The organism is Aeromonas sp. CD (assembly GCF_033349375.1).
In the GTDB taxonomy this organism is placed as follows: Bacteria; Pseudomonadota; Gammaproteobacteria; order Enterobacterales; family Aeromonadaceae; genus Aeromonas; species Aeromonas hydrophila.
In genome coordinates, this window is record NZ_CP137631.1 from 115,744 (window position 1) to 141,289 (window position 25,546).

The following is a 25,546-nucleotide window of genomic DNA, read 5'->3' on the forward strand; positions in this document are numbered from 1 at the left end:
TCATCGGCGCTGCCAGAGGATCAGCAGCAGGAACAGCACGCCGCCGAGGCTGCCGGCGGTGAGCCCGATGGGCACCTCGAAGGGGTGGATCAGCAGCCGGCTCAGCAGGTCGCACGCCAGCAGTAGCAGGGCACCGTAGAGGGCCACCAGCGGCAGGGTCTTTCTCAGGTGCTGGCCGTGGCGCAGCACCACCAGATTGGGGATCACCAGCCCGACGAAGGGGATGGCGCCGACCGTGATGACGGTGGCGGCCACGGTGACCGCCACCAGCAGCAGGCCGAGGGTGGCGGTGGCCGAGTACCCGAGCCCCAGGCTGGCGGCGGCCTCCTCCCCCATGCCGAGCACGGTGAAGCGGTGGGCGTAGAGATAGGTCAGCAGGGTGATGGGCAGAATGAGGTAGATGATCTCGTAGTTGCCCTCGACCACCTTGGAAAAGTCCCCCAGCATCCAGCCCTGGATACTCTGCAGGATGTTGTGCTGGTAGGCGTAGAACTCGGCGAGGGCGCTCAGCACGCTGCCATACATGAGCCCGATCACCGGGATCAGCACGGTATTCTTGAAGCGGATGCGGCGCACTATGACGATGAACAGCAGGCTGGCGGCAAAGCAGAAGGCGAGCGCCACCAGCATGCGGCCGGTGGTGCCGGCGGCGGGCAGCTGGGTCAGGGCGATCAGGATGCCGAGCTTGGCGGCGTCGAGCCCGCCGGAGGTGGCGGGCTCGACAAAGCGGTTCTGCACTATCTGCTGCAGGATGACGCCGGCCACCGCCAGCCCGGCGCCGGTCAACAGCACCGCCGCCAGCCGCGGCAGGCGACTGGCGGTGAGGGTGAGCAGGCCATCCCCGGCGAAGAGCTCCGCCAGCGGGAGGGGGCGGGCCCCGATCAGCAGGGAGCATGCGGCCAGCACCAGCAGGGTCGCCGGCAGCAGGAGCGCCCTCACGCGTCCTCTCCGGTCAGGCGCCACCCCTTGGCGCTGGCGCGCTGCGCCAGGAAGTGGGCATAGCACCCCGGCTGGCGGCTGAGAACGGCGTGGGGGCCCTGCTCGCACACCATGCCATCGTCGAGCACCACTATCTGATCGGCCATGGCCACGGTCGAGAGCTGGTGGGCGATGACGATCAGGGTGCGTTTGCCCCGCAGCCGGGCCAGCGTCTCTGTGATGGCGGCCTGGTTTTCCGCATCCAGCGCGGCGGTGGCCTCATCCACCAGCAGGATGGGGGCGTCCTTGAGCAGGGCACGAGCGATGGCGATCCGCTGGCGCTCGCCCCCCGAGAGGCGCGCGCCACCCTCGCCGACCTGGGTGTCGAGCCCGAGCGGCAGGCGCTCGACGATCTCGCTCACCCCGGCCTGATGGGCGGCATGCAGCAGCTCGGCGTCGCTGGCCTCGGGCTTGCCGATGCGGATGTTGTCGGCAATGGTGCCCTGGAACAGGTAGGCATCCTGGAAGATCTGGCTGATGTGGCGGGCCAGGGTCTCCCCGCTCATGGCGCGCACGTCCACCCCTCCCACCAGCACGGCCCCCTCGTCGACGTCGAAGAAGCGGGCGATGAGCCGCAACACAGTGCTCTTGCCCGAGCCAGAGGCGCCGACCAGCGCCGTCATGCTGCCGGGCGCCACCGCCAGATCCACCCCCTTGAGCACCTGTGGGTGGGCCGGGTCATAGCCAAAGTGCACCCCGCGCAGCACCACTGAGCCATCCAGCGGGGCGGCAGGAGTAACCGGCTGCGGCTGGGCCGGGTAGTCGAACATGGTTTGCAGGGCAGCCAGCTGGGCACGGGCACCGCGCAGCACGTCGCTGTAGCCGGCCACGTCGAGCAGGGGATCGATGAAGCGGTTGATGAGCACCAGGGTCACCAGGGCGGCGATCAGGCTCTCCTTGTCGGCACCGCCCAGGTGCTGGGCGGCCACCAGCAACAGGGTGGCAAAGCAGGCTTGCACCGCCCAGACGTTGAGCCCCGAGGCCAGGGCGGTGAGCCGGATCAGCTGCCTGCCGGAGGCTTGCTGCTGGGCGATGGCCTGCTCGAGGAAGCGGGTGCCCCCCTGCTCGCCGTTGAAGGCGCGCAGCACCGACTGGGCCTGGGCAAACTCCACCATGCGCTGGCTGGTATCGGCGGCATGCTGGTGGAAGGTCTGGTCGGCGTGCTGGTTGAGGCGGGTGGTGAGCAGGAAGACAGCCACCAGCAGCGGCAGGGCGATCAGGGCGATCAGGCCAAGCTGCACATCGAGGGCAAACAGGGCCACCAGCACCACCAGCGGGGTGATCACCCCGCTGAGCAGGGGGGTGAAGACGTGGGCCGGCAGCTGGGCCAGCTCCATCATGCCTTGCGAGGCCAGGTGGTTGAGGCGGGCTGTGTTGGCCGGGGTGAACCAGCCGATGGGCAGGCTGCCCACGTGCTCGCCCAGGGCGTGGCGACCGGTGCGCAGCACCGCGATCCCTACGGCGATGCCAGCCTTTTCCACCCGGCGGCGCAGGTTCCAGCAGAGCAGCACGCCGATCAGCTGCACCAGCAGCCAGCCGGTGGCGGCGTCGGTCTCGGCACGCAGCAGGTGTGTGAGCACCGGGATGAGGCAGACCAGGGTCAGGCCGCAGAGCAGCCCGTAGAGCAGGGCCAGCAGGCCGTAGCGGCGCAGCAGGACGGCATCGTCGCCGAGCAGGCGCAGGAAGGTGTTCAGCATGTGGAGACGGCCTCCTGATGAGGGATATGGGTCGGGGTGGGAGTGTCGTATCCCCCCTGTTCCCACAGGCGGGCATAGCGGCCGCGGCGGGCCAGCAGTTCGTGGTGGCGTCCCTGTTCGCACAGGACGCCGTTGTCGAGCACCAGGATCCGGTCGGCGTGCATCACGGTGTCGAGCCGGTGGGCGATGACGACTAGGGTGCGGCCACGGGCGAAGGTGGAGAGCGCCTGCTGCAGCTTCACCTCGTTGTCGGCATCGGCGGCGGCGGTGGCCTCGTCGAGCACCAGTACCGGCGGGTCGAGCAGCAGGGCGCGGGCGATGCTGACCCGTTGCAGCTCGCCGCCGGAGAGGTTGGCGTCCTCGCCGACCACGGCGTCGTAGCCCCGCGGCAGGGCCAGAATGCGGTCGTGGATGTTGGCGCGGCGCGCGGCGGCCTCGACCTCCTGGCGGCTGGCGCCGGGGCGGCCGAGGGCGATGTTGTCGTGCAGGCTGGCGTGCACCAGGCGCACCTCTTGCAGCACGAAGCCGATGTGGCGATAGAGCGCGCGGCTTTCGAGATCGCGCAGGTCCACTCCGCCCAGGGTGATGCGCCCCTCGCTCGGGTCGAAGAAGCGCAACAGCAGTCTGGCCAGGGTCGATTTGCCGGCCCCGGAGGCGCCGACGATGGCGGTGACCGTGCCCGGGGTCAGGGTGACGGTCAGCTCGCTGAGCACCGGGGTCTGGTCGTCGTAGCGGTAGCTCACCTGCTCGAGGCGCAGGGTGTTGTCGGCCGGCTGCAAACCGGTGCCGGCGGCGGGCTCCGTCAATACCGGAGTGGCGAGCAGGCCGTGGAGCCGTTCGGCGGCCGCGGTGGCGCTGCCGAGATCGTGCTTGAGGTAGCTCAGCAGCATCAGGGGGGCGCACAGCCCCGGTGCGACCAGCACAAAGGGCAGCACCTCGGCCGGCACCATGGCGCCCGTTCGCACCATCACCACGGCGCCGGCCAGCACCACCCCGAGGACCGAGGCGGGGGCCATGATGGCATTGGCGTTGGCCATGGCCGCGACCAGCGGACGGGTGAAGTCGGTGAAGGCGCGGGCAAAGTCATCGATGGCGTTGCGGTAGCTGGTATGCAGCCGGCCCTGTACGCCGAAGGCCTTGACCACGGGGATGCCGCTCACGAACTCCACCACGGCGTTGTTGATGCGAGCCATGCCGGCGCCGAACTGCTGCATGTTGGCGGCGCTGGCGCGGTGGGCGCGGGCGGAGAACAGGAAGAAGAGCGGGAAGGGAGAGAGGGCGATGAGGGCCATCCGCCAGTCCATGGCGAAGAGGTAGATCAGGGAGATGAGTACAGCGCCGCTGCAGCGGCCCAGGGTGGTGTAGAAGTGGGCCGTCAGGCTGTGCAGGGTGCCGATGTCGTCCTGCATCGCCTGTTTGACCTCTCCCGAGGCGCGGGCAGTGAACCAGCCGAGGGGCACCCGGGCCAGCCGCCGGGTCAGGGCCAGGCGCAGCTGGCCGGTGATGCAGTTGTCGGCCAGGTGGGCCACCAGATCGCCGGCGCTGAGCAGGATCATGCCGGCGAACAGGCTGGCCAGGCTGACCCCGAGCACTGTGGTGATCGTGTCGCCTGGCACGGCGGCATCGGCCAGCATCAAGCCCGCCAGGTGGGCGATCCCGGCCAGCGGGACCAGGGTCAGCATGGCGCCGATGGCCGCCAGCAGGGCGGCGGCGATCAGGTGGCCGCGAATGGGGGCCAGCACGCGGCTGATGGGCCCGCCAGCATTGGCCTCGGGGCACTGCACATCGTCTGCCTTCATGGCTATTTCTCCACGGTGAAGTGATGGTGGCCGCGACGAGCGACCGGATCTCTGTGGTTTTCCGTACGGGGGACAAAAAACCTCAAATGAATCTTTTTCATTTCCCCCATCCTGGTCAGATGCCGCCGCCGGGCCGACTGCGATGGCAGCTTTGCACACCCTGGGCGATATACTTCTCGACCGATGAAACGGACACCTGCAACTGGCTGGCGATGTCCTGATAGCCGAGGCCGCCGAGGCGGGAGAGCAGCAGGGCCTGGCGTATCTTGGGAGACTGGCGTTGCAGGGCCGATGCGACGGCTCCCAGCGCCTCGCGCTGCATGGCGCGCAGCTCTTCCGAGGGGGCTTGAGCGTCGGCTTGGTAGCTCTGCTGCTCTAGGTAGCGTGCCTCCAGCGCGCGCCGGCGATAGAGATCGATCACCTTGCCCTTGGCTATCTGCATCAGGTGGCGACGGCACTCAGCCGCGGAGGGAATATGCCCCTTACGCAGCAGCTGAAGGTAAATGTCGTGTGCCAGATCCGCGGCGTCGCAGCTATTGCCCAACCTGCGTCTTAGCAGCGAGCAGAGCCATCCGTGATGTTCCTGATACAGACGATGCAACTGCGCCTGGAAGGAGCCTGTGCCCATTTCCACGATTTCTCTCCTGAACCTCGTGTTATTTTTATTTGAGAATGAAAATCATTATGGTAATCATTTGCACGGTATCGTGTTCATCGATATATCGCAATGCCTTTCCCGCCAATTAGGGGGGAGGGGCATGCGTCCGTAGTTATTTCAAATAAAACAGACGTTATTCACAGGGTTATATTTCCACAGAGAAGGAGATGGCTTTTGCTGCAATTCCATAATGAGGGGCTGCTTGAGCTGCCTGTCAGTACCCATGAAGAGAGCTGCTGGTTGTTACAACAGCAGCAGCCCGAGCAGATAATTAAACAGGTGATGTGTTGGCCGCTCCCTGACGATATTGATATTTCGCTGTTGATATTGAGTGTCGAGTTATTAATAAAGGAGCAGCCGGAACTCAATGCCCGTTATTTTTTCAGTGCCGATGGCGATCTATTTAAATATCAGATAAATGGCTGGTATCCCTGTCTGGAATTTCATCGTCTGGTGGCTGACGAGGTGGATGAGCTGGTACGGCGAGTGCAGCATGCACCCTGGGACAGTGCCCGCCAACCGCCTTTCAAGGCATTGATTATCAACGAAGAAAGCAGTGTGGTACTGGCCTTGGTGCTGCATCCTGTGCTTGCGGAACATGGCTCGCCACAGACCCTGATGGCGGCGCTGAAGAAGCATTACGATCGGTTGGCTACTGGTCAGGCCGGACAAACGCCGCTGCTGGTAGCATCCCCGACACACCTTGCCGAATCAGCCTCTTGTGCCCCTGCTCATGATGCCGGCAGGAATATTTCACGGATTATTCTTGAGGAATTTCGCCGTGCCTTGTCATCGCCCGATATGGGACCGGATGATGACTTTTTTGATAATGGTGGTCACTCCCTGTTGGCGACCAGAATTATTGGTAAATTACTGAGCGAGCACGGCATAGAGTGCCGCTTCAACGACTTTTTTGAATCGCCGACGGCGGCTGCCCTGGCACGCAAGGCCGTGATATCAGAGCAGGCTTCATTACAGGAAGCCGTTTTGGAAAATAACAGGGCACCGGCTCCGCTCGCTCTGGCGCAGGCCTCTCTGTGGCGGGCCTATGAAGCCCACGACTTTGGCACCATTTTTAATCTGCCGTTTGCCCTCGATTTTATTGACGAGGTGGACGAGCCCCTGTTTGGTCAGGCCTTTGCCGATATTATCGAGCGCCACGCCAGCTTGCGGACCCTGTTCATGACGCAGGATGGCGAGGTGCGGCAACGTATTCTCCCGGTCGATCAGCTGGCTGGCTATCGCTGGTTCTGGGGTAGTGCCGAGTCGAAGGGAATGACTCTGGCCGACGCAGCGGCCCATCGCTTCGATCTGACCCGGGAGCTGCCGCTGCGGATCCGTTTCCTGCGCGATCCGGCCACGGGGCGCCAGCAGCTCTCCTTGCTGGTGCACCACATGGTGGTGGACGAGTGGTCCATCAACCTGATGATGGGGGAGCTGGCCCAGGCTTATCTGGCTCGTGCCGCCGGGGTCGCTCCCCGCTGGGATGCTCCGGCGCCGGCGTTTCATGATTTTGCTCGCCGGCAGGCGGCGGATGGTATCAACGAGACGCATCTTGCTTACTGGACTCGCCTGCTGCACGGCGCCGTGCCGGCATCCCGCCGTCCTCCCTTGCCGGTGATGCCCCTGCAGGGGGAGACCTGGGCCGCCCGCTGGCACGAGTGGCTGCCGGCCGAGGGCACGCTGGCCCGGCTCTATGAGCTGGCCCGTGGCCACGATGCCTCCCTCTTTACCCTGATGTACACGGCCATCGCCCTCTCCTTGCACCAGTTGGGTCAGGCCGAGGAGATCCTGATCGGTACCTCGACCTCGGGGCGCACCGATCCCGCCTTCTTCGACTCGGTGGGCTATTTCACTACCATGGTGGCGCATCGGGTGTCGTTTGCCGCGACCACCCGGTTTGGCGATCTGCTGCGTCAGGTGACCCGCACCATCAACGACTCACTCTGCTACGCGGACGTGCCGCTCGAACAGATCCAGCAGGGATTGGGCATGACGCCGGCCGACGGCTTGCTGTTCGACGTCTACATCCAGATCCACGCCAGCAATGCCCTCAACGGCCGTTTGCCGACCCCGGCGGGCGAGGGGCTGCGCTACCGCCAGATCGATGCGGACAAGACCGAAACCATGTTCGGCCTGCAGTTCGAGATCATGGAGGATGTGCTGGACGATGAACGGCGGCTGCGGCTGGTCATCACCTACCGGGATGGTCGCTACAGCCCGGCCCAGGTACAAACCCTCTGCACCCTGCTTGACCGGTTGCTCGAACGGCTGATGCGGGAGGGGACCGCCAGCCCGCTCGCGGCCCTGGCCCCACAGGTGTGATGGCGTGAGCCCCCGCAAGGGGGCTCACAGTTTGGCTCAGTCGGTCGGCAGACCGTAGTGCTGGAAGGTGGTGCGGGCGGGCAGGTGGTAGTGGGCGCGGCCCAGCAGCTGGTTGAGGATGCGGGCATTGCGGTTGGGCCCGAGCCCCAGATCCGGCGAGCCTACCCCCTGCTGGAAGATGTCGGCGTTGTGGATGAAGATCCGGCCTGTGCCCCGATCGGCGCGGCGGGCAGTGAAGTCCTCCTGCATTATACAGTCCCCCTGCTGGTCCACGGCCAGCACCTCGCCCTTCAGTTGCTCGAACCAGGCGGGCCAGGCATGGGCATAGCCGGTGGCAGCCACCACGGCATCGGCCTCGAGAGTGCAGCGCTGATCGAGCTGGGTGTGGTGACAGGTCAGGCGCAGGGCACCGTCGCTCAGCGCTTCGGCCGCTTCTACGTTGCAACTGGAGAAGAGGGTCAGCCCGGGTGTCTGGCCGCCGATGGAGCGCTCGTAGATGAGATCGAACAGGGCGCCTATGGTCGCGAAGCTGATCCCCTTGTAGAGCATCCCCTGTCCGGCCACGATGGCGCGCCGTTTCTCCCGCGGGATGCGCTGGAAATAGTCCATGTAGCCGGGGGTGAAGCACTCCTGCCCCAGCTTGGAGTACTCCATGGGGTGGAAGCCGGGGGCCCGGGTGATCCACTGGATGGCCGCCCCGGCGGCCACCCGCTCCGGCGTGAGCGTCTGGAACAGAGCCAGCACGCACTCGGCCGCACTCTGCCCCGAGCCGACCACGGTCACCCGGCGGTTGGCGGCCAGGCGCTCCCTGGCGTGCAGGAAGTCGGCGGAGTGCAGCAGATTGGGGTGATCAATGCCCTGCGCCCAGCTCGGTAGGGCCGGACGGGTGCCGATGCCGATGGCCAGATCACGGCTCTGGTAGTGGCGGGCCCGGCCGCCGGCGTCGCGGCTCTCGAGGCAGAAACGCTCCTTGCCCGCATCGTAATGCACCGCCACCACCTCTTCGCCGAAACGGCAGCTGGGGAGCTGCTCGGCGGCCCAGCGGCAGTAGTGGTCATACTCGCGGCGCGGGATCTGGAAGTGGTCGTAGTAGTAGAAGGGATAGAGCCGGTCGTGCCGGTGCAGGTAGTTGAGGTAGCTCAGCGGATGGGTCGGATCGGCCAGGGTGACCAGATCGGCCAGGAAGGGCACCTGCAGCGTGGTGCCCGGCAGCAGGAGCCCCTGGTGCCAGCTGAAGGCCGGTTTGCGGTCCAGAAACACCCCGCTCAGCTCGGGATGCCGGTCCAGCAGGGCCGCCAGCCCCAGGTTGAAGGGGCCGATGCCGACCCCGGCGATATCCACGTGTGTGGTCTCCATAAACACTCCCAAAAGAAAGGTGATGCGCCCCGGCTATGCCGGGGCGCAGGGTCAGGCGTGCAGGCTGGCCAGCAACCCCTCGACGTCGGCCGCCGTGCGGCAGGCCAGCAGCTGGCCCGGCGACAGCTCCACGGCAAAGCGTTCGCGCAGCCGGGCCGAAATGGTCTTCAAGTGTTGGGGCCGCAGCCCCAGCGCGGTAAAGGGCTGCCGGCTATCGGCACTGCCCGGCGCCGCGCCCAGCACCTCCAGATAGATGTCGATCACCCCGTGACGGGGGGCGGGTTGCGCCAGCAGGGTGCGAGCGGCGGGCCTGTCCGGCTTGCCGTTGGCGGTGAGGGGCAACTGCGCGACGGCCAGGGCCCGGGTCGGCACATGGGAGGCCGGCAACCGCGTCCGGGCAAACTCGCGCAGGGCGGCCGGGTCCAGCCGGTGGCCGGTGGCGCAGACGTAGAGCAGCCCGATCCCCAGCTCTCCCTGCCGCTCGTCGCCGTACTCCACCACCAGCACCTGGGCGAGGGCCGGATGGGTGATGAGGGCACTCTCGACGTCGGGCAGCGAGACACGCACCCCGCGCACCTTGATGTAACCGTTGACCCGGCTGTCGAACAGCAGGGTGCCATCGCGGCGGTAGCGGCCCCGGTCGCCGGTGCGAAACGCACGCACCGGTTGGCCCTTGTCATCGGTGAGGGTGACGAAGTCGGTCTGGACGAGCTGCCCCTGTTCGAGGTAGCCGAGGGCCAGGTTGATGCCGCTGGTATGGATGCGGCCCGCCACTCCGAGCGGGCAGTGTTCGCCGCGCTCGTCCAGCAGCCAGTAGGCATTGCCCGGCAGCGGTGTGCCGTAGGGGATGCGCTGCCGGTCGTCCGTGGTTATCTCGTGCCAGATGCTCCAGATGGTGGTTTCGGTCGGCCCGCCGAGGGAGAAGAGGCGGGTGGCAGGCAGGCCGGTGCGCAGGCGTTCTATGATGCCCGGCTTGATGTAATCCCCCCCCTGGGCGACGAGCCGCAGACTCTGCAGCGTGTCGGCCGGGTGGCAGGCGAGCAGCATCTCCAGCATGGCCGGCACCGAACACCAGAGGGTGACGCCGTGCCGCGCGATGAGCCGGCCCCAGTGCACCGCATCCTTGTCTGCACCGGACTCCGGCAGCACCAGGGTGGCGCCGGCGGTCAGGCAGCCAAACACGTCGAAGACCGACATGTCGTGGTGCAGCGGGGTGACGGAGAGAAACCTGTCCTGCTCTGTAATGTCCCAGCGCTGCAGGGTGCTGCCGATCACGTTGGCAGTGGCCTGGTTGCTCAGCACCACGCACTTGGGGCGCCCCGTGGTGCCGGAGGTATAGAGGTAGTAGGCCGGCGTGGTGTGGGCACTGCGCCCAGCCCAGGGCGTGCCGAGGGGGGCGTCGGAGCCGGCCAGCAGGTTGGCCGGGGTCAGCGTGGGGTGGCTCGTCTCTGCACCTGGCTCTGCCACCACCAGGTCGGGGCAGCAGTTGTCGAGCAGATAATGGCGGCGTTCGGCTGGCGAGGCGGCATCGACGGGCACCCAGATGATGCCGCTGAGGGCGCAGGCCAGGGTCACCATGGTGTGCTCGGGACTGCGCGGCAGGCAGATGGCGACGACCTGCCCGGGCCCGATGCCGGCCTCGCTCAGGGCATGCATCACGCGCCCCACGCCGTGGCCGAGCTCCCGGTAGCTGAGCTGTCGCTCCCCCTGGATCAGGGCCACAGCCTCGTGCTGCGAATGGAACAGGCGATCGGCGATGCGCTGCAAGAAGTCCGTGTGGCAGGCGGCGTCCGGCAGGCTGTTGTGACGGGCATGGGTGGGGGTGAGCAGATCCGGGAGGTGAAATCCCTTGCCCTCCGCCAGCCGGGCCACGGCATGTGCCATGGCCGCGAGCAGATCGCTCACCAGCGCGGCCTCCAGGGCCTCGCTGGCATAGTCGATGTCGAGCACCAGAGTGCCGTCAGCCTGCTGGCTGATGCGGATGTCCATGGCGACCTGGGGTGTCTGGGTCAGCCCCCCTTGCCACTGCATGGGACTCTCTGGCGCGGCCACCGGCCAGGCCAGCCCGTTGGTGATCACCACGGGCAGGGCGGGCCCGCCGCCATGGGTTTCCACCAGCTGGCGGGCGATATCGACCCCGGAGAACGCGAGCCGATCCAGCCCCTCCATGACGTCCTGCTGTAGGATGTGGGCCCGCTCCAGCAGGGTGCCCTCCGCGGGCTGCCAGGTGAGGGCGATAAAGCTGGATCGGTTGGTCAGCGGCCCGCCGGGAGGCGGGGCCACCGGCACGGCCACGCAGAGATCCCCCTCGTCGCGCCAATGGGAGAGCACCTCCAGGATGACGGCCATCAGGGTGGTGTTCTTGAACAGGTGCTGGCGGGCGCCCAGCTTGTAGAGCGCGCCTGCCCGGCAGGTATGCGTTGCCGCTGGCGTGCGTAGCGGGCACTGCGCAGACTTTCGAGCGGCTGCGTCCAGGGCAGGCGCGGTGGCCCCTCCAGCCTGGCCAGCTTGCGCCGCCAGTAGTCCCCGGCCTGCTCCCGCTGCGCCGCCGTGGGCTCGTGAGCGGGCGGGGAGGGCAGCTCAGGGGCCACTATCCCTTCGAACAGCTCGCACATCAGGGTAGCGATGGCGTGTCCATCCAGGATCAGGGCATCGATGCGCACGAAGGCGACCAGCTCGTCTCCCGGCAGGTGCAGCAGGGTCAGATCCCAGGGGGATTGCGTCAGGTCGAACAGGGCATGGCTGTATGCCTCCCGGTGGCGAGCGAGCTTGGGTGCCACCTCCTCTTCCGTCAGATGACGCAGGTCCTGCTCGTGCAGATTGAGACGCGCCTCGTCATCGACGATCTGTACCAGACGGTCGGCATCGATGCGGGTACGCAGCGCATCGTGGCGCTGTACCATCTCCCGCAGGCGGGAACGCAGCAGCGCCGGCTCCATCTTGCCGCGGTACTCCCGGTACTCCTGCATGGCCACGCCCCCGAGCGGAAACTGGGTGGTGCGCCCGAGCAGGTAGGCCTGCTGCAGCGGCGTCAGGGGGGCCTCTCGGCGGCGATGCAGCTGGGTGTCGAGCAGGGCGGGATCCCGTGCCAGCTGGCGCAGTTGTGCCACCAGATCGTCGAAGAGTGCGGTGATCCAGGGGCGCGGCAGGGCATCGAGGCGGACGTCCCAGTTGATGAGCAGTTCGCCGCGCAGGCGCACCAGCTGGGCATCCAGCGCCACCTGGGGGCCCTGGGAGATGACCCAGTTCATGGCGCCGAAGATCCTGTGCACCCGTTCGTCAAACAGCGAGCCCCCTTCCAGATCCAGGGCGGCGGTGAAGACGATGGGGGCCAACTGGGCCGAGCCGTGGTGGCGGGAGAGATCGCGCATCACCGCCACGCCGGAATAGGCGCCGTGCCCGAGGCGCTGGTGCCATTGGGCCGCCAGTTGACGACACAGCGCATCCAGCGTGCCGGCCTGGTCAAGATCCACGTCCACCAGGGTGAGGTTGGCGAACTCGCCGACGATCCGCTGCTCGTTGCCGAGCACGGGCTCGCGCCAGAAGAAGGGGACATTGAGGCGAAAACGTCTGTCGCCGGTGGCCTTGCCCAGCGCGTGGGCGAAGATGCCCAGCATCAGGCTGGAGAGGGTCAGGCGCCGCTGCCGTGCCAGGGTGGTGAGGGCCTGGCAGGTGGCGGCATCCAGGGTGGCGCTGAGACGCTCGCTGGCGGGGGGCGCCTGCTGCGGAGTGGTCGGCAGGGCGGGCGCCGGCGCCAACGCTGGCAGTTGTTGTCGCCACCACTGCCGATCCTGTTCCCGGCGCGCGCGCAGGCGTGTCTGCACCGCCTCGTGCCAGGCAAAAAACGAGGGGGCTGGCGGCGGTGTCCACTCCGGCTCTTCGTACCATTGGGCCAGATCGGCGAGCAGGATCCGTACGCTGGAGGGGTCGACGGCCATCATGTCGGTGTCGATGTGCAGCCGCTGGCGCTGGTCTGCCAGTCGGGTGACGGAGAAGCGGGCCGCCTGACCCCGGTTCAGATCGAGTTGCTGGTGGGTCCACTCCTGCCGCTTGTGGGCCAGGGCATCGGCCAGCGGCTGGCCGCTCAGGGAGCGGAAATCATCTATCTCCAGCACGACAGGGGTAGGGTCACCCAGCGTCTGGGCGCCGTCCCGGGTGACGGTCAGGCACAGCATGGGGTGCGCCTGATAGAGACGTTCCAGCGCACCGTGCAGGCGCGCCAGATCGAGGGCCGGGCCGTCAAACTCGGCGTAGAGGTGGGCACTGACGCCCCCCAGATGAGCATGCGCGCTGCGTCCCATCCAGCAAGCCGCCTGCATCGCGGTCAGTTCTTTCATCTCATTCATGGCGTTGACAACTTGTCGTGTTTCGTTGTTTATATATTTAAAGGTGAGAATGATTTTCATTTCAAGATTAATTTAATCCGTCAACCCATATGGTTATATCGATAAGTCGCTTAATTAAATTGGCATCAGTCGTGGCAAGAGATGACCCTGGACGGTATTTAAGAACGGTATAACGGGACCTCTTTTCTGGCAGCCGCCGAGCCAGTTTTCAGCAATTGGGTGGGGGCGTTGATTAAAAAATCACGACTAGAAATAACCATGACAGACAGTGAGGAAATAACATGAGCAGGCCAACATTCATGACCCGTGAGTGGTTGAATGAACGAGTACAGAGTTTGGTGGAGGAGGGGGAGCTGGATCCGGAGGAGAGCCTGGTGCTGTATGGGCTGGATTCCCTCAGCATCATGCGCTTTAGCGCGGAGCTGAAGGCGCAGGGGGTCAATGTCGGCTTTGACGAGCTGGCGCGCAGGCCCACCTTGTCAGCCTGGTGGGCGCTCCTGAGCGGCTCACCAACGGCGGCCTAACAGGCTGTATATATTTAATTAATTTCACGTATTGCTCTTATCATTCAGCAAGGGCGGCGCCAGGTCATGGCGCTCGTCACGGACATCATCATGACGCTGTCAGCAGAAGATCAGCACAGGCTCGAGCAGTTTTGGCAGTTCTGCCTTGCCCATCAGTATTTCAATGTCGGTTATCCGGAGGCTGCCGACTTTGATTATTCCCAGCTACACAAGTTTTTACAGTTTTCTATCAATAACTGTGGCGACTGGGGGGCGCCTGGAAATTATTTGCTCAATACCTTCGAATTTGAGCGAGAGGTCATGAACTATTTCTCATCGCTATTTTCAATCCCGCCAGAGCAGAGCTGGGGTTATGTGACCAATGGCGGCACCGAAGGCAATATGTTTGGCTGTTATCTTGCCAGAGAGTTGTTTCCTGAAGGCACCCTCTATTATTCACAAGAGACACACTATTCGGTTGCCAAAATAATCAGGTTGCTGCGGATCAAGGCCAAGGAAATTCCCACACTGCCCAGCGGGGAAATAGACTGCGATAAGTTGGCAGACCAGATAGTGGGTGATGGCGAGCGTCATCCCATCATATTTGCCAATATCGGTACCACCATGAAGGGGGCGGTCGACGATATCGATGCCATTCAACGGCGGCTGTCGGCCATCGGCATTCCCCGTCAGGACTACTATCTGCACGCGGATGCTGCTTTGAGCGGCATGATCCTACCATTTCTGGACGATGCGCCGGCCTTTTCATTTGCCGACGGCATCGATTCCATCAGTGTCTCGGGCCACAAGATGATGGGGTCGCCGATCCCGTGCGGCATCGTGCTGGTCAGGCGTCATCTGGTAGATCGGATTGCGGTAGAGGTGGACTATATCTCGGCCAGCGATCAGACCATCAGCGGATCGCGCAACGGCTTCACGCCCCTGTTGATGTGGGCCGCCATCAAGGGACGGACGCCGGCCCAGTGGCGCGAGCGGACCAGGCACTGTCTGGCCATGGCCCAGCAGCTGGTGGAGCGGCTGAATCAGCAGGGGGTGCCGGCCTGGCGGCATCCGCACTCCATTACCGTGGTCTTCCCGCGCCCCTCGGAGCGCACCTGGAAGCGCCATTGCCTGGCGACCTCGGGTGAGCATTCCCACCTCATTACTCTGCCTCATCATCACAGCCTTCATCAGCTGGATGCGGTGATCCGCGACATAGCGCGGGATCTCGGCCCGGCGGCCGGGCCCACCGCCTGCGCGCTCCCTGTGCTCGCCTGCTCCGCATAAAAAGAAAAAGCCATTGTCTCCAATGGCTTTTTCACGCTATCGAACCGGTATCATTCGATGTTCTGGATCTGCTCGCGCATCTGCTCGATGAGCACCTTCAGCTCGACGGCGGACTGGGTCACCTCGGCGTTGATCGACTTGGAGCCGAGGGTGTTCGACTCGCGGTTGAACTCCTGCATCATGAAGTCGAGACGACGGCCACAGGCGCCACCCTTCTTCATGATCTTGTTGGTCTCGCTGATGTGCATCTCCAGGCGATCCAGCTCTTCGGCCACGTCGATCTTCTGGGCAAGCAGCACGATCTCCTGCTCGATGCGGGCCGGATCCAGCTCCACCTTGGCTTCGGCCAGACGGTCGGTGAGCTTCTGGCGCTGCCACTCGATGATCTGCGGCAGGTGCACGCGCACCTTCTTCACTTCTACCTGAATGCCGGCCAGACGCTGTTCGATCAGGGCCTTGAGGTTGGCCCCTTCGCTGGCGCGGGAGGCGAGGAAATCTTCCATGGTCAGGTCAAACCCGCCCAGCAGCTCGGTGGCGACCGCATCCATGTCCTGCTCGGCGGCAGCCATCACGCCTGGCCAGCGCAGCACGTCGACCGGGTTGAGCTGGCCCTGGCCCGCCTCTTTCATCACCCAGTTGGCGCTGTCGATTATGAGCCTGGCCAGCTCTTCATTGATGTGCAGCTGGCTGGCAGCGGCTTGGGCGGCCTCAAAGCGCAGGTTGCACTCCACCTTGCCGCGCTGCAGCTTGGCGCGGAAGCGCTCACGCAGAACCGGCTCCAGGCTGCGCAGTTGTTCCGGCAGGCGAATGTAGGTCTCCAGATAGCGCTGGTTGACCGAACGAATTTCCCAAACGGCTGTGCCCCAGTCGCCCTTGAGTTCCTTGCGGGCGTAGGCGGTCATGCTGTGAATCATTGATTGTTCCGAGCTTGATGAAGTGTGGGGCCAGTATACTCAGCCAGGCCTGCTCCGTCAGCCGACAGCGTGGTTTTAGCGGCTGATATTTGGGGCGGGATCACTTATAATCGCCCGCCAATTTGAGCCAGCCCAGAGGTCCGTCCCATGTCACGTCCCAGCGATCGCACTGCCGCGCAGCTTCGTCCGGTCACCATTACCCGCCACTTCACCAAGCATGCTGAAGGGTCCGTGCTGGTGGAATTCGGCAACACCCGCGTGCTCTGCACCGCCAGCGTCGACACCAGCGTGCCGCGCTTCCTGAAAGGGAAGAATCAGGGCTGGGTCACTGCCGAGTACGGCATGCTGCCGCGCTCCACCCACTCCCGGATGAACCGCGAAGCGGCCTCCGGCAAGCAGAGCGGCCGCACTCTGGAGATCTCCCGGCTGATCGCCCGCTCCCTGCGCGCGGCGGTAGACCTGACTGCGCTGGGCGAGCACTCCATTACCGTTGACTGCGACGTACTGCAGGCCGACGGCGGTACCCGCACCGCCGCCATCACAGGTGCCTGCGTGGCGCTGGTGGACGCGCTGAACTGGATGGTCGAGAAGGGCATGCTCAAGCAGAGCCCGCTCAAGCAGATGATCGCTGCCGTCTCCGTCGGTATGTATGAAGGGGAAGCCATCTGCGATCTGGAGTACATCGAAGACTCCGCTGCCGAGACCGACATGAACGTGGTGATGACCGAAGATGGTCGCATCATCGAGGTGCAGGGCACCGCGGAGGCCGAACCCTTCACCCATGAAGAGCTGCTGGAGATGCTGGCGCTCGCCAAGGGCGGCATCGCCGACATCATCGCGCTGCAGAAGCAGTCGCTCTCCTGATTTTAAAAACGCGGCATTGACCGCGTTTTTTTATACCCCCACGCAAGACAACGACAAGCCAAGCAAGGAGCCAGAATGAAAGCCTACCAGCGTCAATTTATCGAGTTCGCCCTGGAGAAGCAGGTCCTCAAATTCGGTGAGTTTACCCTGAAATCCGGTCGTAAAAGCCCCTACTTCTTCAACGCCGGCCTGTTCAACAGCGGCCGCGATCTGGCCCGTCTCGGCCGCTTCTATGCCGCCGCCCTGATGGATGCCGGTATCGAGTTCGATGTGCTGTTTGGCCCGGCCTACAAGGGGATCCCCATCGCTTCCGCCACCGCAGTGCAGCTGGTGGAGCAGCACGACGTGGACGTGCCCTGGTGCTTCAACCGCAAGGAGGCCAAAGATCACGGCGAGGGCGGCAATCTGGTGGGCAGCCCGCTCAAGGGGCGCATCATGCTGGTGGACGATGTCATCACCGCTGGTACCGCCATCCGTGAATCCATGGATCTGATCCAGGCCAACGGCGCCTCGCTGGCCGGCGTACTGATCGCGCTGGACCGTCAGGAGAAGGGCAAGGGCGAGCTCTCTGCCATTCAGGAAGTGGAGCGTGACTACGGCGCCCACATCATCGCCATCATCCAGATGAGCGACCTGATCGCTTATCTGGAAGAGAAGCAGGCTGAGCAGCCGGAGCTGGCGGCACAACTGGCTGCGATGAAGGCTTACCGCGCCCAGTACGGCATCTGAGTCGCAGTTCACACCGCGCAATAGTTGAAGGCGGCGCCCGTTGGCTCTTTGGCAGCAAACGGGCGCCGTTTTTTCATCTGCAAAAAGTGGATGATGTGGCTTGAGCTTACCCTTACAGTAAAGGTTAGGGTTTGTTGGTCGGCGCTCATTCTGGCCGACTGGTTCCGGGGAGGAACAACATGACCACTCATCTTCAATCACCCATTCATCTGCAGTTGCCGCTCAGCGGCATGAGCTGCGCCAACTGTGCCGGCCGCATCACGACCGCCCTCAACAAGCTGGAGGGGGTAGAGGCCACCGTCAACTTCGCCCTGGAGCAAGCCGCCATCGACCTGGCCAGCCCTGACCGCCTGCCTGCGGTGCTGGAGAGCATCAAGGCGCAGGGTTACGACTACGGCAGCGAGACCATACTGTTTCAGATCACCGGCATGACCTGTGCCGGTTGCTCGGCCCGCCTGAACAAGATGCTGGCGGCGCTGCCCGGTGTCATCTCCGCCGACGTCAACTTCTCCATCGAGCAGGCCCGTATTGTGCTGGTACCCGGGATGCAGACGCCCGCCGCCCTGCGCGAGCAGATCGAGGCGCTCGGCTTTGGCGCCCAGCTGGCGCAGGGCTCGACCAGCGGTCGCCGTCAGCAGTTGCTGGAGCGGGAAGCGCAGGAGGTGGCCAGCGCCCGTCAGGCTCAGACCCGGGTCATCGTCTCGGCCCTGCTGACCCTGCCGCTGCTGGCGGGCATGCTGGCCATGGCCGGTCTGCTGCCCTGGCATCTGCCCGCCTGGCTGGAGCTGGTGCTCGCCACCCCGGTGCAGTTCTGGATCGGCGCCCGTTTCTATCGCGGTGCTTGGCTCGCCATCAAGAACCGCTCCGCCAATATGGATGTGTTGGTGGCAACAGGTACCAGTGCGGCCTACTTCTACAGCCTCTATTTACTGCTGACGCTGGGGATGGCCGCGAGCGGCCAGCTCTATTTCGAGGCGAGCGCCATCATCATCACCCTGATCTCCCTCGGCAAGTTGCTGGAGGCACGGGCCAGGCGCAGCACCCAGTCCGCCATTCGCGAACTGATGGCGCTGCGGCCGGAAACCGCCACCGTCTGGCGTGGCGAAACGTGGCAGAGCGTCGCCATCGACGAGGTGCTGCGCGGCGATCGGCTGCGGGTACTGGTGGGTGAGCGGGTGCCGGTGGACGGCAGAATCGTGAGCGGCGCCAGCGAGCTGGACGAGTCGATCCTCACCGGCGAGAGCCTGCCGGTGCCCCGCGGTGAGGGTGACAAGGTGCTGGGCGGTGCCATCAACCGCTCCGGCGTGCTGGAAATTGAAGCCACCACGGTGGGGGAGGACTCCAGCCTCAGCAAGATCATCGCACTGGTAGAGAACGCCCAGATGGGCAAGGCGCCGCTGCAGCAGCTGGTGGACAAGGTCTCCGCCGTGTTCGTGCCGGTGGTGATGGCCATCGCCCTGTTCACCCTGCTGGTGTGGTACGCCATCAGCAACGACTTCGGTCAGGCGCTGCTGGCGGCGGTGGCCGTGCTGGTGATCGCCTGTCCCTGTGCGCTGGGGCTGGCGACACCGGCGGCCATCGTCACCGGTACCGGGGTGGCGGCGCGCCACGGCATTCTGATCAAGGATGTCGATACCCTGCAGAAGGCCCACGCCATCAAGGCGCTGATCTTCGACAAGACCGGTACCCTGACCCAGGGCCGGCCGGTACTGGCCAGCTGGAGCGGCAATGACGAGCAACTGCGCCTCGCCGCCGCCCTGCAGCAGGCGAGTGAACACCCGCTGGCGCTAGCCATGCGCGAGGCGGTCGGCAAGGAGGCTGCGCTGCCCCAGCCGGAGGCGGTGGAGGTGCGGGTCGGTGCCGGTATTATCGGTCAGGTCGCCGGCCACACGGTCGCCATCGGCAATGGATCTTTGCTGGCCCAGCTCGGCATCGACGTACCACAACAGGATGAACAAGCCGCCGACGGCGCGACCCGGGTCTGGGTGGCCATCGACGGCGTGGTGGCCGGCATAGCCGCGCTGGCCGATACCCTGCGCCCCGAGAGCCCGGATGCCATCGCCACCCTGCGCCAGCGCGGCATCGCCAGCTGGCTGGTGAGCGGTGATGCGCCGGCGCCGGTGGCCCATATCGCCGCCAAGCTGGGGCTGGACGGGGCCTTCGACTCAGTCCTGCCGGCCGGCAAGGTGGAAAAAGTGGAGGCGCTGCGGGCGCAAACCAGCGGGCTGGTCGCCATGGTGGGGGATGGGGTGAACGACGCCCCGGCGCTGGCGGCGGCGGATGTGGGGATCGCCATGGGCTCCGGCTCCGACGTGGCGATGGAGACCGCCTCCATCACCCTGATGCGGTCTGACCCGCGGCTGGTGGCCGATGCCATCGACATCTCGGCGGCGACCTGGCGCACCATCCAGCAGAATCTGTTTTGGGCCTTCGTGTTCAACATCATCGGCATTCCGCTGGCGGCGCTGGGTTACCTCAGCCCCGAGCTGGCGGGGGCGGCCATGGCCCTGAGCAGCATCACAGTATTGAGCAATTCCCTGCTATTGAAGCGTTGGCAGCCGCGGGCTCTCGCCCAGGTCAGCCACAATCTCAGCACAGAATCGAACCGTTAAGGAGTCATCCATGAACATCAGCAAGGTAGCCAAGGCGACGGGACTGACCGCCAAGACCATTCGCTACTACGAGAGCATCGGCCTCATCTCGGCGCCGGTCCGCAGCGACAACGGCTACCGCAGTTACACCGAGGGGGCGCTGCGCGAGCTGCGCTTCGTCAAGCGGGCGCGGGAGACCGGCTTCAACCTGGAGGAGTGCCAGGAGCTGCTGGCGCTCTATCGGGACGAGCACAGAACCAGCGCCCAGGTGAAGAAGCTGGCGCAGGAGAAGATCGTCGATCTGCGCGCCCGCATCGCCGGCTTGCAGGCCATGCTCAGCTCCCTCGAGGGGCTGGTCGGCTGTTGCCACGGGGATGAAAACCCCGAGTGCCCGATCCTCGACGAGCTGGAGCGCGGCTGAGCCGTCTCTGCCGGCAGGCCGGGGCCTGGCATCATCGACTGACTAACCGCTTAATAACGGACGTTTTATTGTTGGCTCCGAAGGGGTAGTGGTAGACTGTGCGGCTCTTGTACAGGGAGTACGCAGTTGACCCAGAGTGTGACACGTCAGGTGAAGCAGGCCATCATGGCCCAGCTCTATACCCACGCCTCATTCAGCCTGCCTTGCCTGGGTCTGTTGGCGCTTGGCTGGAGCCTGCTGTTCCACGACTACCTGCCCGCCGCCGAAGCGCTCGGCTGGCTGGCCGGGGTGTTGCTGCTGCTGATCTGCCGAGGCTGGCACCTGCGCTGGCGTCAGCCCAGGCTGGCGCAGATCCCGCTGCCGGTGCTGGAGCGGGAGCTCTTCATCGGGGTGACCATCACCTCCATCATCTGGGCGCTGGGTGTGCTGCTCTACATGGACAAGCTGCCCGACACCTATCGCGCGGCCATGATGATGCTCTCCAGCCTGATCCTCACCGGCAGCGCCATCATGCTGTTCGGCAGCCGCCGCTCGCTTTACGGCGCCGTGCTTCCGCTCGGGCTGGCCATGCTGTTCGAGCTGGGGGCGGGCAACGAGCAGGAGCGGATCGTCTCCTGCATGCTGGCCGGCTACCTGTTCGTCTTCCTGCCGACCCTGCTGCGCCGCTTGCGGCGGGATCAGGTAGCCTCGCTTTACCACCGTTTCTCCAACGCCGATCTGGTGGCCGAGCTGAAGGCGGTCTCCGAGCACCTCAAGCTCACCTCCCGCTTGGACGGGCTGACCGGTATCGCCAACCGGGCCCACCTCGACTACTGCCTCGAGCGCGCCTGGCGTCGCTGTCACCGGGCCCGGGCGCCGCTGTCGCTGGTGCTGGTGGATGTGGACTACTTCAAGCAATTCAACGACCTGTACGGCCATCAGCTGGGGGACGAGTGCCTGCAGCAGGTGGCGGGCCTGCTGGCCGAAGTGCAGCGGCGCGAGGACGATCTCGCCGCCCGTTACGGCGGCGAGGAGTTCGCCCTGCTGTTGCCCTGTACCAGCATGCAGGGGGCGCTGCAGATCGCCGAGAACGTGCGGGTGGCGCTGAAGGATTTGAGCATTCCCCATCAGAAATCCCTGGTTTCCGGCCGGGTCAGTTGCAGCTTCGGGGTGGCGACTTTGGTGCCGGATCAGAGCCTCTCCATCAGCGAGCTGATTCAAAAAGCGGATGCGGCCCTCTACCAGGCCAAGCATAATGGGCGGGATCGTATCGAAGTAGCCTTGATGGGTAAGGTTGCCTGAGTTTCACAAGACAGATTAAAGAGGTCGTCTATGCAATGTCATCGTATCGAAGAGCTGCTGGAGTTGTTGCAGCCTGCCTGGATCAAGGAACAGGATCTCAGCCTGGTACAGTTTGTTGCCAAACTGGCCGAGGAAGCGGGATTTGAAGGTCCTCTGTCCGAGCTGACCGACGACATGCTGATCTATCACCTCAAGATGCGGGAATCCGACAAGCAGGCGATGATCCCCGGCCTGGCCAAGGATCACGTGCCCGACTTCAAGGAAGCCCTGCTCAAGGCCCGCGGCATCAAGTAAAGATTGCTCCAGCTGGAGCCTTTATTGGTGTTCAAAAGAATCTCTCAAAAAGGCGTTTCGTCAACTGGCGATACGTCTTTTTTGTTGCTTGAAATTGCGACACCACTCGAACATTAGATACATTTTACCCACACAATTAGCAGGCTGTTTAAGATATAATCCGCTCCATAACAATTAATGAGTGGAGCGAAGTGTTGCAATGGCCGACCAGGACAAGATCGATATCAAGGATGTCACCGGCGATGTAACGGGGACATACAACCCCAATACCTTCAAAGCGAGCGATGACAGGTTCAATCCCGGCAACCGCATCTACGTGAGGGCCCAGACCGGCTACTGGCAGCGGGTGCGCAAGGCCATGGGCTGGTTCTTCGTGGTGCTCTTCGTCGCCATTCCCTGGTTGCGTTATGACGGTCGTCAGGCCGTGCTGTTCGACATCGGTCACCAGCAGTTCCACATCTTCGGTGCCACCATCTGGCCGCAGGACCTGACCCTGCTGGCCTGGATCTTCATGATCGCCGCCTTCGGGCTCTTCTTCGTGACCACCTTTCTCGGCCGGGTCTGGTGTGGCTATCTCTGCCCGCAGACGGTGTGGACCTTCATGTTCATCTGGTTCGAAGAGAAGCTGGAAGGGGCGGCCAACAAGCGCCGCAAGCTGGATGCCTCGCCCTGGAACGCCGAGAAGCTGGCCCGCAAGGGTGCCAAGCATCTGGCCTGGATCCTGCTGTCGCTGGGTACCGGCCTCACCTTCGTCGCCTACTTCCAGGATGTGTTCCAGCTGGTGCCGGACTTCTTCACCCTGCAGGCCAGCGGCTGGGTCATCTTCTGGGTGGTGCTGTTCGCCGCCTGTACCTACGGCAACGCCGGCTGGATGCGCGCCATCATGTGCATTCACATGTGCCCGTATGCTCGCTTCCAGTCCGCCATGTTCGACAAGGACACCTTCATCGTCGGCTATGACGCCAAGCGCGGGGAAACCCGTGGCGCCCGTGCCCGCAAGGCCGATCCCAAGGCGCTGGGGCTGGGGGACTGCATCGACTGCGACCTCTGCGTGCAGGTCTGCCCGACCGGCATCGACATTCGCGACGGCCTGCAGTACGAGTGCATCAACTGCGGTGCCTGCGTCGATGCCTGCGATCAGACCATGGAGCGGATGGGCTATCCGAAGGGGCTCATCAGCTATACCACCGAGCACAAGCTGGCCAACGACTCCACTCACGTGGCGCGGCCCAAGCTGATTGGTTACGGCCTGGTGATGGCGGTGATGCTGGGGGTGTTCGTCTACAACGCCATGTCCATCATGCCGATGGGGCTCGATATCCTGCGGGATCGCAACCAGCTGTTCCGCGAGAACAGCGAGGGGCTCATCGAGAACACCTACACCCTCAAGATCCTCAACAAGACCCTGCATCCCCAGACCTATCAGCTGGATGTGGAGGGGCTGCCGGAGCACGAATGGTTCGGCCCGCGCGAGGTGACCTTGAAGGCGGGCGAGATCTTCACCCTGCCGGTGAGCGTGGCGGTCGACCCCTTCAATCTGAAGAAGCCGACCCTGGACATCCGCTTCGTGCTCAAACGCGAAGGGGCGGCCGCAGACGACAGCAAAGGGATCCTGCGCCAGCCCAGCAAGTTCATCAGCCGGCTGTGACCGCCGCCATGGCTGGTTTTAGCCGGTCATCGGGCGCGGCAATGATAAGCAGTAGTGATAGAATGGGGCGCAACGGCGCCCCTTTCTCATGGTGGATGACATGCGTTTCAACTATTCCGACCTCAATCCCGATCTCATCATGGATGCGCTGGACCTCAGCGGCCTGCGTATCGACTCCGGTCTCATCGAACTCAACAGCTACGAAAACCGGGTCTACCAGTTTCAGGATGAAGATCGTCGCCGCTACGTGGTGAAGTTCTATCGTCCCGGTCGCTGGAGCCGGGCCCAGATCCTCGAAGAGCACGACTTTGCTGCCCGCCTCAATGAGGCGGAGATCCCGGTTGCCGCCCCTATCGCCTTTGCCGGCGAGACCCTGCTGGAGCATCAGGGCTACCCCTTCGCCATCTGGCAGAGCGTGGGAGGGCGTCAGTTCGAGGTGGACAACCTCGACCAGCTGGAGTGGGTGGGGCGCTACCTCGGCCGCATCCACCAGATAGGTGCCAGCCGTCCCTTCCACCACAGAGTCCGGCTCGATGTGGAGAGCATGCTGCACGAACCGCGTCAGCTGCTGGCGTCCGGCGAGTGGCTGCCGAGCGGGCTGGCCAAGTCCTTCTTCGGGGTACTGGACGAGCTGATCAAGCATGTCAGTGACGCCATGACTCTGGACGTGGCCCAGATCTCCCTGCATGGTGACTGCCACCCGGGCAACATCCTCTGGCGCGACGGCCCCATGTTCGTCGATCTCGATGACTGTCGCAGCGGCCCTGCCATCCAGGATCTCTGGATGATGCTGAGCGGCGAGCGGCACGAGCAGCTGATCCAGCTCGATACCCTGCTGGCGGGCTATGAAGAGTTCATGGAGTTCGACCCGCGCGAGCTGGCGCTGATCGAGCCGCTGCGGGCCATGCGCATCGTCCACTACATGGCCTGGCTGGCCCGGCGCTGGGAAGACCCCGCCTTCCCGCGCCACTTCCCCTGGTTCAACACCGATCACTACTGGCGCCAGCAGATAGCGACCCTGCACGACCAGCTGGAAGCGCTCAAGGCACCGCCCCTGACGCTGACGCCGGGCTGGTGATGAGGGAAAGAGAGCGGGCGGCAGACGGGACTCGCGCACCCAGCTTGACCATTGACTGCGCAGTGGTGACGCAATAGGCTTGGCACTGCTTCGGTTCGCCGGGCGTGCCTCACAGTGATCCCTTAACAGGAAACGTCATGAAAAAAGTACTATTTTTCCTTGCTGCCATGCTGATGATCCCCATGGTTCACGCCGCCCCCGAATTCAAGGAAGGCGTCAACTACGATGTGGTCAAACAGACCGGTAGCGCCCAACCGGAAGTGCTGGAGTTCTTCTCCTACTACTGCCCCCACTGCGCCAAGTTCGAGCCGATTGCCGAGGATCTGAAGAAGAACCTGCCGGAAGGCGTGCCGATGAAGAAAAACCCGGTGGCCTTCCTGGGCCGCGAGATGGGTCCGGAGATGCAGCGTGCCTACGCCGTTGCCAGCCTGCTGAACGTTGAAGGCAAGCTGACCCCGGCCATCTTCGACAAGATCCACACCCAGCGTCAGTACCCGCAGAGCCGTACCGACGTGAAGCAGATCTTCGTGGACAACGGCGTGCCGGCCGAAGAGTTCGACGGTGCCGTCGACAGCTTCGCCGTCTCCGGCATGGTCTCCCAGTTTGACCGCAACACCGAGAGCTACAACATCCGCGGTGTGCCGGCCTTCCTGGTCAACGGCAAGTACATGGTGAAGATCGAATCCATTACTTCCCAGGAGCAGTTCAACCAGCTGGTGAAATTCCTGCTGGCCAAGAAAGACTGATCCCGCCAGACCCGATGAAAAAAGCCCGCCG

The 25,546-nt window shown here is 64.3% G+C and carries 18 protein-coding genes and 1 pseudogene; 12 read left to right on the forward strand and 7 right to left on the reverse strand.

Translation table 11 applies throughout. From position 1 onward, the window contains the following. From R2E40_RS00505 to R2E40_RS00520, 4 genes are all read right to left on the reverse strand, one after another. The gene (locus R2E40_RS00505; protein WP_017764943.1) at nt 1–939 is read right to left on the reverse strand and encodes an ABC transporter permease; all 939 of its coding nucleotides are present in this window, start codon (nt 937–939) and stop codon (nt 1–3) included. After that, nucleotides 936–2,675, reverse strand: a complete 1,740-nt coding sequence (locus R2E40_RS00510) for an ABC transporter ATP-binding protein (protein ID WP_318164504.1) — start codon at nt 2,673–2,675, stop codon at nt 936–938. Before R2E40_RS00510 ends, R2E40_RS00505 begins: the two co-directional genes overlap by 4 nt. Continuing rightward, nucleotides 2,669–4,474, reverse strand: a complete 1,806-nt coding sequence (locus R2E40_RS00515) for an ABC transporter ATP-binding protein (protein ID WP_318164505.1) — start codon at nt 4,472–4,474, stop codon at nt 2,669–2,671. Before R2E40_RS00515 ends, R2E40_RS00510 begins: the two co-directional genes overlap by 7 nt. A gap of 115 nt (nt 4,475–4,589) precedes the next feature. Then, nucleotides 4,590–5,102 (reverse strand): sigma-70 family RNA polymerase sigma factor, encoded by a 513-nt coding sequence (locus R2E40_RS00520; RefSeq protein WP_253627211.1) that lies wholly within the window; start codon nt 5,100–5,102, stop codon nt 4,590–4,592. Nucleotides 5,103–5,750: 648 nt separating this feature from the next. Between R2E40_RS00520 and R2E40_RS00525 the strand changes: the two genes are divergently transcribed. After that, on the forward strand, nt 5,751–7,457 hold the full coding sequence (locus R2E40_RS00525) for a condensation domain-containing protein (protein WP_318165522.1): 1,707 nt from the start codon (nt 5,751–5,753) through the stop codon (nt 7,455–7,457). Between the two features lie 36 nt (nt 7,458–7,493). Here the strand turns inward: R2E40_RS00525 and basC are convergent, their stop codons facing one another. Together basC and R2E40_RS00535 are read right to left on the reverse strand one after the other, a co-directional pair. Next, nucleotides 7,494–8,798, reverse strand: a complete 1,305-nt coding sequence (basC, locus tag R2E40_RS00530) for a putative histamine N-monooxygenase (RefSeq protein WP_318165523.1) — start codon at nt 8,796–8,798, stop codon at nt 7,494–7,496. Nucleotides 8,799–8,864: 66 nt separating this feature from the next. After that, nucleotides 8,865–13,150: pseudogene (locus R2E40_RS00535) on the reverse strand (amino acid adenylation domain-containing protein). Between the two features lie 290 nt (nt 13,151–13,440). Here R2E40_RS00535 and R2E40_RS00540 point away from each other — a divergent pair. Both R2E40_RS00540 and R2E40_RS00545 read left to right on the forward strand, forming a co-directional pair. Next, nucleotides 13,441–13,683 carry a phosphopantetheine-binding protein gene (locus tag R2E40_RS00540; RefSeq protein WP_318164506.1) on the forward strand — a complete coding sequence of 81 codons (243 nt, stop codon included), beginning with the start codon at nt 13,441–13,443 and terminating at the stop codon, nt 13,681–13,683. 66 nt (nt 13,684–13,749) lie between these two features. Then, entirely contained in the window at nt 13,750–14,949 is a 1,200-nt protein-coding gene (locus R2E40_RS00545) for a histidine decarboxylase (protein ID WP_318164507.1), read from the forward strand. Nucleotides 14,950–14,999: 50 nt separating this feature from the next. Here the strand turns inward: R2E40_RS00545 and R2E40_RS00550 are convergent, their stop codons facing one another. Further along, the gene (locus tag R2E40_RS00550) at nt 15,000–15,863 is read right to left on the reverse strand and encodes a YicC/YloC family endoribonuclease (RefSeq protein ID WP_042067209.1); all 864 of its coding nucleotides are present in this window, start codon (nt 15,861–15,863) and stop codon (nt 15,000–15,002) included. A 147-nt stretch (nt 15,864–16,010) separates the two neighbouring features. On the opposite strand from R2E40_RS00550, the gene rph reads away from it, so the two are divergent. The 9 genes from rph (at nt 16,011) to R2E40_RS00595 (ending at nt 25,515) form a co-directional block, all read left to right on the forward strand. Continuing rightward, the gene (gene rph, locus R2E40_RS00555; RefSeq protein ID WP_024945517.1) at nt 16,011–16,727 is read left to right on the forward strand and encodes a ribonuclease PH; all 717 of its coding nucleotides are present in this window, start codon (nt 16,011–16,013) and stop codon (nt 16,725–16,727) included. A 75-nt stretch (nt 16,728–16,802) separates the two neighbouring features. After that, complete coding sequence (gene pyrE, locus R2E40_RS00560) at nt 16,803–17,456, forward strand: orotate phosphoribosyltransferase (protein ID WP_005356114.1); 654 nt, start codon at nt 16,803–16,805, stop codon at nt 17,454–17,456. A gap of 179 nt (nt 17,457–17,635) precedes the next feature. Continuing rightward, on the forward strand, nt 17,636–20,068 hold the full coding sequence (locus R2E40_RS00565; RefSeq protein WP_318164508.1) for a heavy metal translocating P-type ATPase: 2,433 nt from the start codon (nt 17,636–17,638) through the stop codon (nt 20,066–20,068). A 10-nt stretch (nt 20,069–20,078) separates the two neighbouring features. After that, the gene (gene cueR, locus R2E40_RS00570; RefSeq protein WP_010635698.1) at nt 20,079–20,468 is read left to right on the forward strand and encodes a Cu(I)-responsive transcriptional regulator; all 390 of its coding nucleotides are present in this window, start codon (nt 20,079–20,081) and stop codon (nt 20,466–20,468) included. A 126-nt stretch (nt 20,469–20,594) separates the two neighbouring features. Then, nucleotides 20,595–21,749 carry a diguanylate cyclase gene (locus tag R2E40_RS00575; protein ID WP_017409683.1) on the forward strand — a complete coding sequence of 385 codons (1,155 nt, stop codon included), beginning with the start codon at nt 20,595–20,597 and terminating at the stop codon, nt 21,747–21,749. A gap of 30 nt (nt 21,750–21,779) precedes the next feature. Continuing rightward, nucleotides 21,780–22,043 (forward strand): YihD family protein, encoded by a 264-nt coding sequence (locus R2E40_RS00580; protein ID WP_005306857.1) that lies wholly within the window; start codon nt 21,780–21,782, stop codon nt 22,041–22,043. A gap of 199 nt (nt 22,044–22,242) precedes the next feature. Further along, the gene (gene ccoG / locus R2E40_RS00585) at nt 22,243–23,691 is read left to right on the forward strand and encodes a cytochrome c oxidase accessory protein CcoG (protein WP_016352365.1); all 1,449 of its coding nucleotides are present in this window, start codon (nt 22,243–22,245) and stop codon (nt 23,689–23,691) included. 88 nt (nt 23,692–23,779) lie between these two features. Further along, nucleotides 23,780–24,769 carry a serine/threonine protein kinase gene (locus R2E40_RS00590; RefSeq protein ID WP_017409685.1) on the forward strand — a complete coding sequence of 330 codons (990 nt, stop codon included), beginning with the start codon at nt 23,780–23,782 and terminating at the stop codon, nt 24,767–24,769. Nucleotides 24,770–24,906: 137 nt separating this feature from the next. Next, nucleotides 24,907–25,515 (forward strand): thiol:disulfide interchange protein DsbA/DsbL, encoded by a 609-nt coding sequence (locus tag R2E40_RS00595; RefSeq protein WP_043126077.1) that lies wholly within the window; start codon nt 24,907–24,909, stop codon nt 25,513–25,515. Nucleotides 25,516–25,546: the final 31 nt, after the last annotated feature.